We start from the raw sequence: 15,696 nt of genomic DNA on the forward strand, positions 1-15,696 counted from the left end.
ATGGTACAACAGGAATCAAGATTAAACGTAGCTGACAACAGCGGTGCTAAAGAAGTTTTAGTGATCCGTGTGTTGGGTGGTACCGGTAAACGGTATGCATCAATCGGCGATAAGATAGTAGTTACCGTAAAAAGCGCATTACCATCAGGTAACGTGAAAAAAGGTACCGTTTCAAAAGCCGTTGTGGTTAGAACTAAAAAAGAGATCCGTAGAAAAGATGGTTCTTATATCCGTTTTGATGACAATGCCGCAGTTTTGTTAAACAACCAGGATGAGCCAAGAGGAACACGTATTTTTGGCCCGGTAGCAAGAGAGTTACGTGAGAAACAATTTATGAAAATTGTATCATTAGCACCCGAGGTATTGTAATCATGGAAAAGAAACAACATATACAACCTACCAAACTAAAGATCAAAAAAGGTGATCTGGTAAAGGTTATAGCCGGCGATTCAAAAGGATCAGAAGGTAAAATATTAGAGGTAATATTAGAAAAAGGCAGAGCCATTGTTGAAGGCGCTAATATGGTATCAAAACATACCAAACCTAACGCAGCAAAACCTAACGGCGGAATTGTTAAGCAGGAAGCTGCTATAGCTGTTTCAAACCTGATGCTGATTGATCCTAAATCTGGCAAACCAACACGTGTTGGCCGTAAAAGGAACGAAGCCGGCAAATTAGTTAGAGTTGCAAAAATATCTGGAGAGGAAATTAAGTAATGGAATACGTACCAAGATTAAAAACAAAGTATAAGGACGAGATTCGTACTGCACTGAAAGACAAATTTCAGTACAAAAGCGTAATGCAGGTTCCTAAGCTTGAAAAAATCGCTATCAACCAGGGTGTTGGTGGTGCTACTACTGATAAAAAACTTATCGAAAGTACAATTACTGAATTGACAACCATTACAGGTCAGCAAGCAGTTTCTTCAAAATCTAAGAAAGATATCTCAAACTTTAAATTACGTAAAAACATGCCTATCGGCGTACGTGTTACCTTACGTGACAATACAATGTATGAGTTTTTAGATCGTTTGATCGCTGTGGCTTTACCACGTATCCGTGATTTCAAGGGTATTAATGATAAAGGTTTTGACGGTCGCGGTAACTATACTTTAGGAGTTTCTGAGCAAATTATATTTCCTGAGATAAATATTGACAAGATCAATAAAATCCAGGGTATGGATATTACCTTTGTAACCTCCGCAACAAACGATGTTGAAGCATTGGAGTTGTTGAAACAATTTGGATTACCATTTAAAAATCAAAATAACAATGGCTAAAGAAGGTGTAAAGGCACGTGAAGTTAAACGTGCTAAATTAGTAGCTAAATACGCTGAAAAAAGAGCGGCCCTTAAAGCCGAAGGTGATTATGCAGCATTAGATGCATTGCCAAAAGGATCATCTCCTGTAAAATTGCACAACCGTTGCAAATTAACAGGTCGTCCTCGTGGTTATATGCGCCAATTTGGTATCTCACGTGTAACTTTCCGTGATATGGCCTTAGCTGGTAAAATACCAGGAGTAAAGAAAGCAAGCTGGTAATTTAAGCTTGGAAAGCTTTAGGCCTAACCGCTTATTGCTTTACGCATAAAAGAAGAATTTAAACGATAGAAGGTCGCTCCGGATGTTACGGAGAGGGAAACCGCTATCATAACACAATAAAATGAATACAGATCCAATCGCAGATTATCTTACAAGAGTAAGGAATGCTATTAAAGCCAACCACCGGGTTGTTGAAATTCCTGCATCAAATCTGAAAAAGGAAATCACTAAGGTGCTTTTCGACAAAGGTTACATTGCCAACTTCAAGTTTGAAGACAATACCGTACAAGGCACTATCAAAGTGGCTTTAAAGTATCACCCGATAACTAAAATTTCTGCAATCCGCAGCATTTCGCGCATCAGTAAACCAGGTTTGAGAAAATACGCAGGCATGGACAATATGCCAAGAGTATTAAATGGTTTAGGTATCGCCATCCTGTCAACTTCAAAAGGTGTAATGACCGATAAAGAAGCCCGTCAGTTAAACGTTGGTGGCGAAGTTTTATGCTACGTATATTAATAGGAGGAAATTAAGCAATGTCAAGAGTAGGAAAATCACCTATAGCACTACCTCAGGGAGTTACAATTACAGTATCAGCAGATAATGTTGTTAGTGTAAAAGGCCCAAAAGGTGAGTTGCATCAGGCTGTTGACAGTGATATCACTGTTGAACAGGAAGAAGGAAATTTAGTTGTAAAACGCCCTTCAGATCAAAAACGCCACAAAGCATTACATGGTTTATACCGTGCATTGATAAACAATATGGTTACAGGCGTAACCGAAGGTTATAAAGTACAACAGGAATTAGTAGGTGTGGGTTACCGCGCAACTAATACCGGTAATACATTAGATCTTGTATTGGGATACTCTCACCACTATGTGTTTGAGTTACCAACAGAAATTAAAGTTACAACCACTGCTGAAAAGGGTAAGAACCCAACAATTATTCTGGAGTCAATTGATAAACAACTTATTGGTCAGGTAGCTGCGAAAATACGCTCACTACGTACACCAGAGCCTTACAAGGGTAAAGGTATCAAGTTTGTTGGCGAGATATTGAGAAGAAAAGCAGGTAAATCAGCATCTAAAAAATAATCGTCATGGGAGCTAAATTATCAAGAAGAGACAGAATTAAGAAGGGGATCAGAAAGCGCCTTTCAGGTTCAACTGAACGTCCACGTTTGTCAGTATACAGAAGTAACAAAGGTATTTACGCGCAGATCATTGACGATGTTACCGGCAAGACACTTGTGTCTGCTTCATCATTGTCAAAAGATTTCAACGCAGAAAAAGGCCCTAAAATTGATCAGTCAGTTGCCGTAGGTAGACTGGTTGCTGAAAAAGCTATTGCTGCAGGTATAATAGACGTGGTTTTCGACAGGAACGGTTATTTGTATCATGGTCGTGTTAAATCACTGGCTGATGGTGCACGTGAAGGTGGTTTAAACTTTTAATCGAAAAGAGAAATGTCAACAATCAACATAAAAAGAGTAAAAACAAGCGAGATCGAATTAAAAGACCGCTTGGTAAGCATACAGCGTGTAGCCAAAGTAACCAAAGGTGGCCGTACATTCAGTTTCTCTGCCATTGTAGTGGTAGGTGATGAAAACGGTGTTGTAGGTTACGGTTTGGGTAAAGCTAAAGAGGTTACAGAAGCAATTGCAAAAGGTATTGATGATGCTAAAAAGAACTTAGTTAAAGTTCCGATCATTAACAACACTATACCTCACGAACAAATTGGTAAATTTTCAGGCGGTTTTGTATTTTTGAAACCAGCTGCTAATGGTACCGGTGTTATTGCTGGTGGTGCAATGCGTGCTGTATTAGAGTCGGCAGGTATTCACAATGTATTGGCTAAATCAAAAGGTTCATCTAACCCGCACAACGTGGTTAAGGCAACTGTATCAGCATTATCACAATTACGTGATGCTTATACTGTAGCTCAACAACGCGGCGTTAGTTTAGGTAAAGTATTTAACGGATAATCAGTCATGGCAAAAATCAAAATAACTCAGATTAAAAGCGTGATCGATAGAAGTGAGCGCCAAAAAAGAACAGTTGAAGCCCTGGGCTTAAAAAAGATCAACCACAGCGTGGAAGTTGAAGCTACTGCGGCTATCATCGGTATGGTTAAGAAAGTAAATCACCTGGTAGCGGTAGAAAATATTTAATATCATGAATTTAAGTAATCTTAAACCTGCAGAAGGTTCTACTAAAAATAGAAAAAGAATTGGCCGTGGTACAGGTTCTGGCCGTGGCGGAACATCAACCCGTGGCCATAAAGGTGCAGGCTCACGTTCAGGTACCAGCGCTAAAGTTGGTTTTGAAGGTGGTCAGATGCCTTTACAACGCCGTGTGCCTAAGGTAGGATTTAAAAATCCTAACCGTGTTGAATACACTGGCGTTAATTTAGATGTACTTCAGGAATTAGTTTCAAAATACTCGCTTGCAGTAGTTGATTTTGATATCCTTAAAGAACATGGTTTGGCTTCACGTAACGACCTGGTTAAGATCCTTGGCCGTGGCGAGTTAACTGCCAAATTAGAAGTTAAAGCACATGCATTTACTGCTACCGCTCAAAAAGCTATTGAAGCAGCGGGTGGTACCATAGTTAAGCTATAATTTTTCGATGAAGAAATTTTTCACCACAATATCCAATATTTGGAAAATCGATGATCTAAGAGTGCGTATTACTAACACACTCTTATTTCTTTTAATATATCGTGTAGGCTCATTCGTTGTACTTCCGGGTGTAAACGCGGCTTCGCTGAACAATCAGCAAGCTAAGGAAGGGCTTACTGGCTTACTGAATATGTTTGCAGGAGGATCGTTTGCACGTGCCTCTATTTTTGCATTGGGTGTAATGCCATATATTTCGGCTTCTATCGTGGTGCAATTATTAGGTATTGCTGTTCCTTACTTCGCTAAACTTCAAAAAGAAGGCGAAAGCGGCCGTAACAAGCTAAATCAATGGACGCGCTACCTAACCATCATCATTACTTTTTTACAGGCATTTGCTTATTTACATTCGCAGATCACTGTTGATCAGATGAACCTACCTAACCCATATTTTACAGTTTTAAATATGTGTGTGTTAACGGCAGGTACCATGTTTATTATGTGGTTGGGCGAAAAAATAACTGATAAAGGTATTGGTAACGGTATATCACTGATCATTATGGTTGGTATAATAGCCGCATTGCCAGGTGCACTTATCACAGAGTTCCAGTCGCGTAATGCAGGTGCAGGTGGTTTGGTTACCTTTATAGTTGAAATTGTAGCCCTTATCCTTGTGGTAATGTTTACTATATTAATTGTACAGGGTACCCGCAAAATTGCAGTACAGTATGCAAAGCGTATAGTTGGTAACAAACAGTATGGCGGCGTTCGTCAGTATATTCCTTTAAAGGTTAATGCTGCCGGTGTAATGCCTATCATATTTGCGCAGGCATTGATGTTTATACCTGCAACTGTTGCTCAGTTTTTTCCTAATGCAGCTTCAAACGGTATATTGATGGCTTTGTCTGATTATACTTCATTATGGCATAACTTATTGTTCGCAATATTAATTATCCTTTTCACTTACTTCTATACCGCTATCACAGTTAATCCTAACCAGATGGCTGAGGATATGAAAAAGAACGGTGGCTTTGTACCGGGTGTTAAACCAGGTAAAACCACTGCCGACTTTATTGACGGTGTAATTTCAAGGATTACTTTACCAGGATCCATTTTCCTGGCCATAATAGCTATTATACCTGCGCTGGCAAGTTTAGTACACGTAAGCAGTGCATTTGCACGTTTCTTTGGTGGTACTTCACTGATCATCCTTGTAGGAGTTGTTTTGGATACATTGCAGCAAATTGAAAGCCACTTGTTGATGCGTCATTATGATGGCTTGATGAAAACAGGAAGAATTAAAGGGCGTACGGCTATTCCATCAGCGGATGGAGCAAGTCAGCCTGTTATCTGATCATACAAACATGTCAAAGATTCATTATAAGTCTGTCGAAGAGATAGAACTGATAAGAGAAAGTTCTTTACTTGTTTCCAAAACACTTGGGGAGATTGCCAAGGTGATAGGCCCCGGTGTTAAAACCATAGATCTTGATAAACTTGCAGAAACATTTATCCGTGACAACGGCGGTGTTCCTGCATTTTTAAACTATCATGGGTTCCCTTTTTCGCTTTGTATATCACTTAACGATCAGGTGGTGCATGGTTTCCCCGGAAAGCATGTGTTAGTTGAAGGTGACCTGGTATCTGTTGATTGTGGGGTTATACTGAATAAGTACTTTGGCGATTCGGCCTATACCTTTGCCATTGGCGAGGTTAGTGAAACCGCTAAAAAACTGATGCGGGTTACCCAGGAGTGCCTTGAATTAGGTGTTCAGAAAGCAATTGTAGGTAACCGTGTTGGTGATATAGGTTATGCCGTTCAGGAACATGCCGAAAAGCATGGCTATGGTGTAGTGAAAGAACTGGTTGGCCACGGTGTAGGTTTAGAACTGCACGAAAAGCCAGAGGTACCAAACTATGGTAAGCGCGGATCAGGTATAAAATTAGAGGAAGGGATGGTTATTGCTATTGAACCAATGATAAACGCTGGTAAGGCCCGTGTTAAGTTTTGGGACGATGGATGGACCGTATCAACGGTTGATGGCAAGCCATCTGCTCACTATGAGCATACGGTAGCTGTGAGCAAGGGGAAACCCGACATTCTTTCTACATTTACATATGTAGATAATGTTTTAAAAGAAAAAAATAATAATTAAAATATTTTTATTAATTTTGCAACCCGGTTTTAGGGCGGATAATTAAGTAATAATCAGTAAAATATGGCTAAACAATCTTCGATTGAACAAGACGGAACAATTCGGGAAGCATTATCTAATGCAATGTTCAGGGTTGAACTGGAAAATGGTCACGAGATTATTGCGCACATTTCTGGGAAAATGCGTATGCACTACATCAAAATTTTACCTGGAGACAGGGTTAAACTGGAGATGAGTCCGTATGATTTAACAAAAGGTAGAATAACCTATAGATATAAATAAGAAAGAGATGAAAGTTAGAGCATCCATTAAAAAACGCAGTGTTGATTGTAAGATCATCCGCCGCAACGGGAAACTTTATGTTATTAACAAGAAGAATCCTAAGTACAAACAACGCCAGGGCTAAAAATAATTTTGGATGATGGGGTCTTTTAGCAGTGATGTTAATATAACGGCCAGGTAGTCCAGACAATCAATAAATAAAAAATATGGCAAGGATATCAGGTATTGATTTACCAAAAAATAAAAGAGGAGAGATCGGACTTACTTACATTTTCGGGATCGGCCGCTCAACAGCTCAAAAGATTTTGACTGAAGCAGGTATTGATTTCAATACGAAAGTACAGGACTGGAATGATGATCAATTAGCTACTATCCGTGGTATAATTAACGATCAGATCAAGGTTGAAGGTTCTCTGCGTTCAGAAGTTCAGCTTAATATTAAGCGTTTAATGGATATAGGTTGCTACCGTGGTACACGTCACCGTAAGGGTTTACCTTTACGTGGTCAGCGTACTAAAAACAACTCACGTACCCGTAAAGGAAAACGTAAAACAGTTGCTAACAAAAAGAAAGCTACTAAATAGTAAGTGATGAACAATTGGTGTGCATGTATAATGCATATTGATTGTTTGGAATAAAGAATTATAACTAACAGTTATACGGGTCCGGATTATTCATTAATCCAATAATCCGGTAACTCAATAATTAAAAAAATGGCTAAGAGCAAAAAAGTAACCAAAAAGCGTATTGTAATTGTTGAGCCTGTAGGCGAGGCACATATCAATGCTACTTTTAACAACATCATCATCACCCTTACCAATAAAACCGGCCAGGCTATTTCATGGTCATCAGCTGGTAAAATGGGCTTTAAAGGTTCAAAAAAGAATACTCCTTACGCCGCTGGACAAGCTGCCGGCGATTGCGGTAAAGTAGCCTACGATTTAGGCTTACGCAAAGTTGAAGTATTTGTTAAAGGCCCGGGCGCTGGTCGTGAATCAGCTATCCGTACTTTGCAAACTGCAGGTATTGAAGTAACCACAATAAAAGATATTACACCGCTTCCGCACAACGGTTGCCGTCCCTCAAAGAGGAGAAGAGTTTAATTAACAAATTTTTTTAAAGCTAAGATTCGATAGCAAAAGGCTATTTGATACTTTAAGAACCACAAAACAATGGCAAGATATACAGGACCAAAATCCAAAATTGCGCGCCGTTTCCGTGAGCCCATTTTCGGCCCGGATAAAGCGTTAGAAAGAAAAAATTATCCACCCGGAATGCACGGCGCTTCTAAAAGAAGAGGAAAGCAATCTGAGTACTCAACCCAGTTAATGGAGAAACAAAAGGTTAAATACACTTACGGTGTATTAGAGCGTCAGTTCGAAAACCTGTTTCACCGTGCCTCTGCTAAAGAAGGTATTACTGGCGAAAACTTACTTAAATTTTTAGAGGCCCGTTTGGACAATGCAGTATACCGTTTAGGTATTTCTCCAACCCGTTCAGGTGCCCGCCAATTAGTTGGTCACAAACATATCACCGTTAATGGTGAAGTTGTAAACATTGCTTCTTATACATTAAGAGCTGGTGATGTTATTGCAGTTCGCGAAAAATCTAAATCGCTTGAGGCAATTGCAAACTCAGTAGCTGGTAGAAGAATTAACAAATACAGCTGGCTTGAGTGGGATGCTGCTAATTTAACAGGCAAATTCCTTAATTATCCAAACCGCGATGAGATCCCTGAGAATATCAAGGAAAACCTTATCGTCGAGTTATACTCAAAATAATAACGATACTTATCCGCATCATGATTGGCACATTCTGTCAATCATTTTGTGGTTTAAATCAATTGAATTCGTAAACAATAAATAAAGGATATAAATGGCAATTTTAGCATTTCAAAAACCAGATAAGGTTATCATGCAGAAATCAACTGATTTTGATGGCACGTTTGAGTTTCGTCCGTTAGAACCAGGCTTCGGTGTAACCATTGGTAATGCTCTGCGTCGTATCTTACTTTCATCACTTGAAGGTTATGCGATCACTTCCGTTCGTTTTTCAGGAGTGATGCATGAGTTTTCAACCATCAAAGGTGTTGTTGAAGATGTAACTGAAATTATATTGAACCTGAAACAAGTAAGGTTTAAAAAATCAGGTGAATCTGGCGACAGCGAGAAAATATTTGTGATCATTAATGGACAGGATGCTTTCAAAGCAGGCGATATCAGCAAGTTTTCAAACAACTTCTCTGTATTGAACCCTGATTTGGTTATTTGCAACATGGACTCATCTGTAACGCTTGAAATTGAGCTTACAGTTAGTAAAGGCCGTGGTTATGTAGCCAGCGAAGAAAATAAAAATCCTGACGCTAATGTAGGTGTAATAGCTATCGACTCTATTTATACACCTATCAAAAACGTAAAATATACCATCGAGAACTATCGTGTGGAACAAAAAACAGACTATGAAAAATTAGTTCTGGATATTACCACTGATGGCTCAATTCATCCTGAAGATGCATTAAAAGAAGCTGCTAAGATCCTTATCCAGCACTTTATGTTGTTCAGCGATGAGAATATGATGCTTGAAGCACAGGCTAAAGAAGAAACTAAAGAAGTTGACGAGGAAATTTTACACATGCGTAAGATCCTTAAAACTGAATTAGTTGATCTTGATCTATCTGTACGTGCCCTAAACTGCCTTAAAGCTGCTGATATCCGTAGCCTGGCTGATTTAGTGTCATACGATGTTGCTGATATGCTTAAGTTCAGAAACTTTGGTAAAAAATCATTAACTGAAATTCAGGACCTGGTTAAATCAAAAGGTTTATCTTTTGGTATGAATTTGTCTAAGTTTAAATTAGACGAAGAATAATAAATAAGCGAGCGCATAATTCCGCGGGCTTGAGCTGATCGCCCAACGGTATGCACGTGCAAAAATTAAAAAACAATGAGACACGGAAAAAAATTAAACCACTTAGGCCGTACTAACAGTCACCGTAAGGCGATGATGAGTAACATGGCTACTTCGCTTATCTTACACAAGCGTATTACTACTACATTAGCAAAAGCAAAGGCTTTACGCGGTTATGTAGAACCTATTCTTACAAAATCAAAGAACGATACTACGCACTCACGCCGTACAGTATTTAGTTACTTACAGGATAAAGATGCTACAAACATCTTATTCCGCGAGATTGCTGAGAAAATAGCTAACCGCCCGGGTGGTTACACTCGTATCATCAAAATGGAAAACCGTTTAGGTGACAACGCCGAAATGGCAATGATCGAGTTAGTTGATTACAATACAGTTTATGGTACTGATGTAGCTAAAACTGAAAAGAAATCAACCCGTCGTCGTGGTGGTGCTGCAAAAACTAAAACTGCTGAAACTGCTCCGGTAGCTGCAGAAGCTGTTAAAGCTGAACCAGTAGCTGAAGCTCCGGCTGTTGAAACTCCTGAAGCACCAGCTGCTAACGAAGAAAACGCAGAAAAAGGCGAATAATTAATTCACCTTTAGTATATTAAAAAAAGCCCTGTCCAATTTGGACGGGGCTTTTTTGTATTTTATACTTGCCTGTAAATTAATTAAAATTGTTGTTTAATTTAAATTTGGTAACCTGAAAATTATAATTAACTTGCAATTAAGGTAGTGAGCCTTGTACCTAACCTAAACCTGGGCCAAAACTAAATTATGAAGAACATGTCAACTAATTTTGGAAAACCTCTTACCAAAAAAGAAATGAAAGAAATTCAGGGTGGTAAACTACCTGGTTGTGGCTCATTAGGCCAAAACGGTGTTTCTTATTCGCAAGGATGCTGTACAGGCCTTAGCCAATGCCCTGGAACACACTTGTGCGAGTACCCAAGTAATTCATGTTTCGGAGTTGCGTAAAGTATTAAATAACCAGGGTAGCCCGGTTATTATACCAGGGCCACCCTGGTTATGACAAAATATCATCCTGCACTTATCTGCTAAAAATAATCAGTTATAAATTAAAACTATCCCCATTAGTTATATATCATTAAAACTGCAAGTTTTTTTATATTCTAACTTCCTATATTGCACCAGTTGTCATATTACTGCCTTTAGTGTCTGCCTTTTAAGTACTTCATAGTTCTGCCAACCTGTCACCAGTGTGTGCAATATGCTGCCTTATTTATAATTATCCCGACATTGTTAAACTATATTTTCTGCCAAAGCAATATTGGCACAACCCTTGATAAATAGGTGTTATAGTAAAACAATCAATCAAGAAAATATATTCAAATGGCTAAAATAATTGGAATCGACTTAGGAACAACTAACTCCTGCGTTGCAGTAATGGAAGGTAATGAACCCGTAGTTATTGCTAACAGCGAGGGTAAACGTACTACGCCGTCTGTAGTAGCTTTTGTTGACAATGGCGAGCGTAAAGTTGGTGATCCGGCTAAACGTCAGGCAATCACAAACCCAACAAAAACTATTTATTCTATAAAACGCTTTATGGGTAACCAGTTTAACGAGGTTACTAAAGAAGCATCACGTGTACCTTACAAAGTGGTTAAAGGCGATAACAACACTCCGCGTGTTGAAATTGGCGACCGTATGTATACCCCGCAAGAAATTTCAGCGATCATTCTTCAAAAAATGAAAAAAACTGCTGAAGACTTTTTAGGTACCGAAGTTACTGAAGCAGTTATTACTGTACCGGCTTATTTTAACGATGCACAGCGCCAGGCTACTAAAGAAGCCGGTGAAATTGCTGGTTTAAAAGTACGTCGTATTATAAACGAACCTACTGCTGCTGCATTGGCTTATGGCCTTGATAAAGCACACAAGGATATGAAAATTGCTGTGTTTGACTGCGGTGGCGGTACACATGACGTTTCTGTACTTGAATTAGGTGATGGTGTATTTGAAGTTAAAGCAACGGATGGTGATACACACTTAGGTGGTGATGACTTTGACCAGGTAATTATTGACTGGTTAGCTGACGAATTTAAAAACGACGAAGGTATTGATCTGCGTAAAGATCCAATGGCTTTACAACGTTTAAAAGAATCTTCAGAAAAAGCTAAGATAGAATTATCAAGCACTGCACAAACTGAAATTAACTTACCATACATTACTGCTGTTGACGGTATGCCTAAGCACTTGGTTAAAACTTTAACCAAAGCTAAATTTGAGCAATTAGCCGATAGCTTAATTAAACGTACAATTGAGCCTTGCCGTTCAGCATTGAAAAATGCAGGCTTAACAACTGCTGATATTGACGAGATCATTTTAGTAGGTGGTTCAACCCGTATCCCTGCTATTCAGGAAGCTGTTGAAAAATTCTTCGGCAAAGCACCTTCAAAAGGTGTTAACCCTGATGAAGTAGTTGCTATTGGTGCAGCTATACAAGGTGGTGTATTAACAGGTGAAGTTAAGGATGTATTGTTGTTAGATGTTACCCCGCTTTCATTAGGTATTGAAACTATGGGCGGTGTAATGACTAAGCTTATCGAAGCTAACACTACTATCCCTACCAAAAAATCTGAAGTGTTCTCAACTGCGTCTGATAGCCAGCCATCAGTAGAGATCCACATATTACAGGGTGAGCGCCCTATTGCTTCGGGTAACCGTACAATTGGCCGTTTCCACTTAGATGGTATACCTCCTGCACCTCGTGGCGTGCCACAGGTTGAAGTAACGTTTGACATTGACGCTAACGGTATATTAAACGTAGCTGCAAAAGATAAAGCAACAGGTAAAGAGCAAAAGATCCGTATTGAAGCATCATCAGGCTTATCAGATGCTGACATCAAACGTATGAAAGAAGAAGCTGAAGCAAACGCAGATTCAGACAAAAAGGCTAAAGAAGAAGTTGAAAAACTTAACGCTGCCGATGGTCTGATCTTCTCAACCGAAAAACAATTGAAAGAGTATGGCGATAAGATCTCTGCTGATAAAAAAGCACCGATCGAAGCTGGCTTAGCTAAATTGAAAGAAGCTTATGCAGCTAAAGACTTTGGTGCAATTGATACAGCACAGGCTGAATTAAGCAATGCATGGAACGTAGCTTCAGAAGAAATGTACAAAGCAGGTGCTGACGCAGGTCAGGCACAGCCAGGAGCAGGTGATGCAGGTGCACCACATGCCGAAGGTAATGCTGATGCAGTTACTGATGTTGACTTCGAAGAAGTAAAATAATTCGCTCAATTAATTGAGAGGTGATCATATTGAACCCCGGCTATTTTAGCCGGGGTTTTTTTGTTTAAAAAGATCTGTTAAAATTGGATCTGAAACATGAACTGAAACCGGGAAGTTCACATAAGAGTTTTCTTATTTGCGAAATAATAATTACAGATTCGGGCGTTTCCCTGCGGGCCGGGCTATCCGCTCATACTGCACCAGGCCTTAGCCACAGGCCGGTATCCGCTGCCTATCCCTAACGCAAACTATGATTTATCAGGCCTCGTCATGATTGAACATTCGAAGCATTCGGGCAGAGGCCCTGCGCTCATCCTTCGAGTGCCTCAGGATGACAGCCCGAGCCAAATGTTATAATCATTCGTCGTTGCAAGGAGGAACGACGAAGCAATCCTCCGGTTTGAAGAGCCGGTCTGTACAGTCGGTGACTGCTTCGTAGCCTCGTAATGATGCTGGGATAATAGGATGGATTTTTCTATGCTAATCAATAGGCTATTTTTATCCCCTTACTATCGTTATCAAACAAACTATAATCAGTACCATTATCAACATCAGGCCAGATCTTAACTGGTTTGCCGTTTACTTCAAAGGTTTTGATATGGCCTTTAAATCCATGCATCACTAATTTTATTTTGCTGTACTTTGAAGTAAATGACCCTTCAGCAGCCGACAGGCTGATGCTGCTTTTATCAGCATCAAAGCTAATCTCGCGTTTGTAATAAGAACCCTTTTGGTAATCGTAAGATGAGCCATCATCTTCATAATAAACAAAGCTGTTAGCTTCATTGCCGTACCATACGTTTACCTCTAAAATACCATCGCCTTTTTCGGCGGTGCTTTGTATCACATTTTGCATAGGGATAATGCCACCGGCTTTAACAAACACTGGCAGATCTGTTAACGGCGACGGTACATTGACCGATTTACCACCTTCATACTTTTCGCCCGAGCTTAAACGATACCAATCGCCTTTGGGCAGGTAAACATCTTCGGTTAAGCGGGTGCTTTCAACCGGGGCAATTAGCAGGGCATCGCCAAATAAAAACTGGTTCTGGTATTTTTCATTATAAATACTGGTATCCTGTGTGTAGTTGATTGCCAATGTGCGGCTAACCGGGATACCTGTTTTGTGCGACTGGTAATAACTAGAATACAAGTATGGCAGTATGCGGTAACGCTGCTCAATGTCTTTTTTGATGATAGCCTCATTCTCTTTACCCCAGCGCCACGGTTCGCGGTACTTGGTGCCTTTCATGGCATGGTTGCGGAACATCGGTGTATAAACGCCTAAAGAGTTCCAGCGCACCATTAGTTCGGGTGTAGGGTCGCCGGAGAAGCCGCCAATATCAACCCCAACCATTGACATGCCTGTTAAACCCAGGCTGTTCACCAGGCGCTGTCCTAACAGCATATGGGCATCATAGGCAGAGTTATCACCCGTCCACACCGCCGAATAGCGCTGCGTACCTGAATAGGCTGCACGGGTGAGTACAAATGGTCGTGTATTGCCTAATAATTTCTTAGTGCCCTCGTAAGTGGCCCTTGCCATCTCCATGCCGTATACATTACGTATCTCTGGCATATAATAATCGCCGAATTTTACCATCCACGGGATATTTTGTCCCCAGGCGGCAGGTTCGTTCATATCGTTCCAAAAACCGGCAACGCCCGGTTCTGTCAATGCGCTGAATGATGTACCCCACCACTTGCGTACATCTTCCCTGAAAAAATCAGGAAAATGACAGCGACCCGGCCAAACACTGCCTACAAATTTTTCGCCGGTAGGGTAGGTGGCAAAATAGTTTTTGGCAACGCCCTCGTCATACTGCTTATAGCCCGGCTCAACCTTTATGCCCGGGTCAACAATATTAACCAGCTTAAAGTTCATGGCTTTCAGCTTATCAATAAAGCTTTTAGGATCAGGGAAAGTTTCTTTGTTCCAGGTAAAGATCTTGTAATGATCCATGTAATCAATATCACAATACATCACATCCGCCGGGATATTTTGCTTGCGGAATGTTTCGGCAATATCCAATATTTCGGCAGCGCTCATATAACTCCAGCGGCATTGCTGGTAACCCAAAGTCCAGAGTGGGGGCATTTCCATGCGCCCGGTTAGCCAGGTATAGTCCTCAATAATTTTACTTACACTTTGCGCCCCAAAAAAGTAATAGTTCATATCGCCGCCATCGGCACCAAACCAGCTCATCTGTTCATCGGTGGTAGCACCAAAATCAAAATAACTTTTGTGGGTATTATCAAAAAACAGTCCGTAGGTTAGGCCGCTGTGCAGGCCGATAAAGAATGGAAAGGTTTCATACAGCGGATCAGATTTAGGGCCATGATCCGGCGCATCAGTATTCCAGTTTACGTAGGAGCTGCCCCTGCGGTTCAGGTCGCCTGTTTTTTCACCCAAACCGATAAATTTTTCATCCGGGTAAAGTTTGCGGTAGTTAACCACGCGCGATCCCTGCCAGTTGGTACCGAAACGCGGGTCATCCTCGCTTAATACTTTGCCATCAGCTGTATAAAAGTTAAACCGTAACGGCGATTTACCGATACGCAATTTTAATGAAGCGGTTGTGAGCACAATTTCATCTGCCGATTCGGTGTAGTTTAGCTTTTCGCCGGGCTTTTGGATCACCGCGAAGGAAGTATCGGCGCTGTGCTGCTTGCTGATACTAATACGGATAACGCTCGGGCTGTATACCCAGATGCGTGCCTCGGCTTCTTTGGTTTTTATAATTAAGACGTTGCCTTGTTTGGCGGTACTTTCTGTGTTTCCTAAAATCTCTGTTTGCATGTGTTGTTGGGCAATTATCCTTGATGAATAAAGTAACAATAGGATAAGGATTGAACAGTAATAACGTTTCATTAAATTGAAAATTGGTTGGAGTCAAAAGTAAATAAAAATCTCCGGGAACGTTACC

22 protein-coding genes are annotated in these 15,696 nt (G+C 40.4%); 21 read left to right on the plus strand and 1 reads right to left on the minus strand.

Going from position 1 to position 15,696, the window contains the following annotated elements; all coding sequences use genetic code 11:
• The 21 genes from rplN (at position 1) to dnaK (ending at position 12,766) form a co-directional block, all read left to right on the plus strand.
• The gene (gene rplN, locus ACQY4U_RS13265; protein ID WP_073405786.1) at positions 1 to 369 is read left to right on the plus strand and encodes a 50S ribosomal protein L14; all 369 of its coding nucleotides are present in this window, start codon (positions 1 to 3) and stop codon (positions 367 to 369) included.
• Positions 370 to 371: 2 nt separating this feature from the next.
• Positions 372 to 716 carry a 50S ribosomal protein L24 gene (gene rplX / locus ACQY4U_RS13270; RefSeq protein WP_428329922.1) on the plus strand — a complete coding sequence of 115 codons (345 nt, stop codon included), beginning with the start codon at positions 372 to 374 and terminating at the stop codon, positions 714 to 716.
• Positions 716 to 1,279, plus strand: a complete 564-nt coding sequence (gene rplE, locus ACQY4U_RS13275) for a 50S ribosomal protein L5 (RefSeq protein WP_144913850.1) — start codon at positions 716 to 718, stop codon at positions 1,277 to 1,279. The genes rplX and rplE overlap by 1 nt, the downstream gene beginning before the upstream one ends.
• Positions 1,272 to 1,541: a 30S ribosomal protein S14 gene (rpsN, locus tag ACQY4U_RS13280; protein WP_428329923.1), complete on the plus strand. Its 270-nt coding sequence runs from the start codon at positions 1,272 to 1,274 to the stop codon at positions 1,539 to 1,541. The genes rplE and rpsN overlap by 8 nt, the downstream gene beginning before the upstream one ends.
• A 121-nt stretch (positions 1,542 to 1,662) precedes the next feature.
• On the plus strand, positions 1,663 to 2,061 hold the full coding sequence (rpsH, locus tag ACQY4U_RS13285) for a 30S ribosomal protein S8 (RefSeq protein WP_428329924.1): 399 nt from the start codon (positions 1,663 to 1,665) through the stop codon (positions 2,059 to 2,061).
• Between the two features lie 17 nt (positions 2,062 to 2,078).
• Positions 2,079 to 2,636 carry a 50S ribosomal protein L6 gene (gene rplF / locus ACQY4U_RS13290; RefSeq protein WP_428329925.1) on the plus strand — a complete coding sequence of 186 codons (558 nt, stop codon included), beginning with the start codon at positions 2,079 to 2,081 and terminating at the stop codon, positions 2,634 to 2,636.
• A gap of 5 nt (positions 2,637 to 2,641) precedes the next feature.
• Positions 2,642 to 2,995, plus strand: a complete 354-nt coding sequence (rplR, locus tag ACQY4U_RS13295; protein WP_428329926.1) for a 50S ribosomal protein L18 — start codon at positions 2,642 to 2,644, stop codon at positions 2,993 to 2,995.
• Between the two features lie 12 nt (positions 2,996 to 3,007).
• Complete coding sequence (gene rpsE / locus ACQY4U_RS13300) at positions 3,008 to 3,526, plus strand: 30S ribosomal protein S5 (protein ID WP_428329927.1); 519 nt, start codon at positions 3,008 to 3,010, stop codon at positions 3,524 to 3,526.
• A 6-nt stretch (positions 3,527 to 3,532) separates the two neighbouring features.
• Positions 3,533 to 3,712: a 50S ribosomal protein L30 gene (gene rpmD / locus ACQY4U_RS13305; protein ID WP_428329928.1), complete on the plus strand. Its 180-nt coding sequence runs from the start codon at positions 3,533 to 3,535 to the stop codon at positions 3,710 to 3,712.
• A 4-nt stretch (positions 3,713 to 3,716) separates the two neighbouring features.
• A complete protein-coding gene (gene rplO / locus ACQY4U_RS13310) occupies positions 3,717 to 4,163 on the plus strand; it encodes a 50S ribosomal protein L15 (protein ID WP_428329929.1) in 447 nt (148 codons plus the stop codon).
• Positions 4,164 to 4,170: 7 nt separating this feature from the next.
• Positions 4,171 to 5,514, plus strand: a complete 1,344-nt coding sequence (secY, locus tag ACQY4U_RS13315) for a preprotein translocase subunit SecY (protein ID WP_428329930.1) — start codon at positions 4,171 to 4,173, stop codon at positions 5,512 to 5,514.
• A 10-nt stretch (positions 5,515 to 5,524) separates the two neighbouring features.
• Positions 5,525 to 6,316 carry a type I methionyl aminopeptidase gene (map, locus tag ACQY4U_RS13320; RefSeq protein WP_428329931.1) on the plus strand — a complete coding sequence of 264 codons (792 nt, stop codon included), beginning with the start codon at positions 5,525 to 5,527 and terminating at the stop codon, positions 6,314 to 6,316.
• A 63-nt stretch (positions 6,317 to 6,379) separates the two neighbouring features.
• Positions 6,380 to 6,598 carry a translation initiation factor IF-1 gene (infA, locus tag ACQY4U_RS13325; RefSeq protein ID WP_022833270.1) on the plus strand — a complete coding sequence of 73 codons (219 nt, stop codon included), beginning with the start codon at positions 6,380 to 6,382 and terminating at the stop codon, positions 6,596 to 6,598.
• 7 nt (positions 6,599 to 6,605) lie between these two features.
• Complete coding sequence (gene rpmJ / locus ACQY4U_RS13330; RefSeq protein ID WP_073405774.1) at positions 6,606 to 6,722, plus strand: 50S ribosomal protein L36; 117 nt, start codon at positions 6,606 to 6,608, stop codon at positions 6,720 to 6,722.
• Between the two features lie 82 nt (positions 6,723 to 6,804).
• Positions 6,805 to 7,182: a 30S ribosomal protein S13 gene (gene rpsM / locus ACQY4U_RS13335; protein WP_428329932.1), complete on the plus strand. Its 378-nt coding sequence runs from the start codon at positions 6,805 to 6,807 to the stop codon at positions 7,180 to 7,182.
• A gap of 129 nt (positions 7,183 to 7,311) precedes the next feature.
• Positions 7,312 to 7,701 carry a 30S ribosomal protein S11 gene (rpsK, locus tag ACQY4U_RS13340; protein WP_259097382.1) on the plus strand — a complete coding sequence of 130 codons (390 nt, stop codon included), beginning with the start codon at positions 7,312 to 7,314 and terminating at the stop codon, positions 7,699 to 7,701.
• Between the two features lie 69 nt (positions 7,702 to 7,770).
• A complete protein-coding gene (rpsD, locus tag ACQY4U_RS13345; protein WP_428329933.1) occupies positions 7,771 to 8,379 on the plus strand; it encodes a 30S ribosomal protein S4 in 609 nt (202 codons plus the stop codon).
• A gap of 94 nt (positions 8,380 to 8,473) precedes the next feature.
• Entirely contained in the window at positions 8,474 to 9,466 is a 993-nt protein-coding gene (locus tag ACQY4U_RS13350; protein ID WP_428329934.1) for a DNA-directed RNA polymerase subunit alpha, read from the plus strand.
• Positions 9,467 to 9,541: 75 nt separating this feature from the next.
• Complete coding sequence (gene rplQ / locus ACQY4U_RS13355; protein ID WP_428329935.1) at positions 9,542 to 10,096, plus strand: 50S ribosomal protein L17; 555 nt, start codon at positions 9,542 to 9,544, stop codon at positions 10,094 to 10,096.
• 198 nt (positions 10,097 to 10,294) lie between these two features.
• Positions 10,295 to 10,486, plus strand: coding sequence for a class IIb bacteriocin, lactobin A/cerein 7B family (locus ACQY4U_RS13360; RefSeq protein WP_428331749.1), 192 nt, complete (start codon positions 10,295 to 10,297; stop codon positions 10,484 to 10,486).
• A gap of 369 nt (positions 10,487 to 10,855) precedes the next feature.
• Positions 10,856 to 12,766, plus strand: a complete 1,911-nt coding sequence (gene dnaK, locus ACQY4U_RS13365) for a molecular chaperone DnaK (protein WP_428331750.1) — start codon at positions 10,856 to 10,858, stop codon at positions 12,764 to 12,766.
• A gap of 484 nt (positions 12,767 to 13,250) precedes the next feature.
• Here the strand turns inward: dnaK and ACQY4U_RS13370 are convergent, their stop codons facing one another.
• A complete protein-coding gene (locus ACQY4U_RS13370) occupies positions 13,251 to 15,569 on the minus strand; it encodes a glycoside hydrolase family 31 protein (RefSeq protein ID WP_428329936.1) in 2,319 nt (772 codons plus the stop codon).
• Positions 15,570 to 15,696: the final 127 nt, after the last annotated feature.

Source organism: Mucilaginibacter sp., from assembly GCF_965277465.1.
Classification (GTDB): domain Bacteria; phylum Bacteroidota; class Bacteroidia; order Sphingobacteriales; family Sphingobacteriaceae; genus Mucilaginibacter.

What these genes read in the sequence shown, in the direction of transcription:
- rplO (WP_428329929.1), top strand. Translation starts at nt 3,717, where the DNA reads ATGAATTTAAGTAATCTTAAACCTGCAGAAGGTTCTACTAAAAATAGA.
- rpmD (WP_428329928.1), top strand. Translation starts at nt 3,533, where the DNA reads ATGGCAAAAATCAAAATAACTCAGATTAAAAGCGTGATCGATAGAAGT.
- rplN (WP_073405786.1), top strand. Translation starts at nt 1, where the DNA reads ATGGTACAACAGGAATCAAGATTAAACGTAGCTGACAACAGCGGTGCT.
- rplE (WP_144913850.1), top strand. Translation starts at nt 716, where the DNA reads ATGGAATACGTACCAAGATTAAAAACAAAGTATAAGGACGAGATTCGT.
- map (WP_428329931.1), top strand. Translation starts at nt 5,525, where the DNA reads ATGTCAAAGATTCATTATAAGTCTGTCGAAGAGATAGAACTGATAAGA.
- rpsM (WP_428329932.1), top strand. Translation starts at nt 6,805, where the DNA reads ATGGCAAGGATATCAGGTATTGATTTACCAAAAAATAAAAGAGGAGAG.
- rplQ (WP_428329935.1), top strand. Translation starts at nt 9,542, where the DNA reads ATGAGACACGGAAAAAAATTAAACCACTTAGGCCGTACTAACAGTCAC.
- infA (WP_022833270.1), top strand. Translation starts at nt 6,380, where the DNA reads ATGGCTAAACAATCTTCGATTGAACAAGACGGAACAATTCGGGAAGCA.
- rpmJ (WP_073405774.1), top strand. Translation starts at nt 6,606, where the DNA reads ATGAAAGTTAGAGCATCCATTAAAAAACGCAGTGTTGATTGTAAGATC.
- secY (WP_428329930.1), top strand. Translation starts at nt 4,171, where the DNA reads ATGAAGAAATTTTTCACCACAATATCCAATATTTGGAAAATCGATGAT.
- rpsK (WP_259097382.1), top strand. Translation starts at nt 7,312, where the DNA reads ATGGCTAAGAGCAAAAAAGTAACCAAAAAGCGTATTGTAATTGTTGAG.
- rpsH (WP_428329924.1), top strand. Translation starts at nt 1,663, where the DNA reads ATGAATACAGATCCAATCGCAGATTATCTTACAAGAGTAAGGAATGCT.
- rpsN (WP_428329923.1), top strand. Translation starts at nt 1,272, where the DNA reads ATGGCTAAAGAAGGTGTAAAGGCACGTGAAGTTAAACGTGCTAAATTA.
- ACQY4U_RS13360 (WP_428331749.1), top strand. Translation starts at nt 10,295, where the DNA reads ATGTCAACTAATTTTGGAAAACCTCTTACCAAAAAAGAAATGAAAGAA.
- ACQY4U_RS13370 (WP_428329936.1), bottom strand. Translation starts at nt 15,569, where the DNA reads ATGCAAACAGAGATTTTAGGAAACACAGAAAGTACCGCCAAACAAGGC.
- rpsE (WP_428329927.1), top strand. Translation starts at nt 3,008, where the DNA reads ATGTCAACAATCAACATAAAAAGAGTAAAAACAAGCGAGATCGAATTA.
- rplF (WP_428329925.1), top strand. Translation starts at nt 2,079, where the DNA reads ATGTCAAGAGTAGGAAAATCACCTATAGCACTACCTCAGGGAGTTACA.
- rplX (WP_428329922.1), top strand. Translation starts at nt 372, where the DNA reads ATGGAAAAGAAACAACATATACAACCTACCAAACTAAAGATCAAAAAA.
- rplR (WP_428329926.1), top strand. Translation starts at nt 2,642, where the DNA reads ATGGGAGCTAAATTATCAAGAAGAGACAGAATTAAGAAGGGGATCAGA.
- ACQY4U_RS13350 (WP_428329934.1), top strand. Translation starts at nt 8,474, where the DNA reads ATGGCAATTTTAGCATTTCAAAAACCAGATAAGGTTATCATGCAGAAA.
- rpsD (WP_428329933.1), top strand. Translation starts at nt 7,771, where the DNA reads ATGGCAAGATATACAGGACCAAAATCCAAAATTGCGCGCCGTTTCCGT.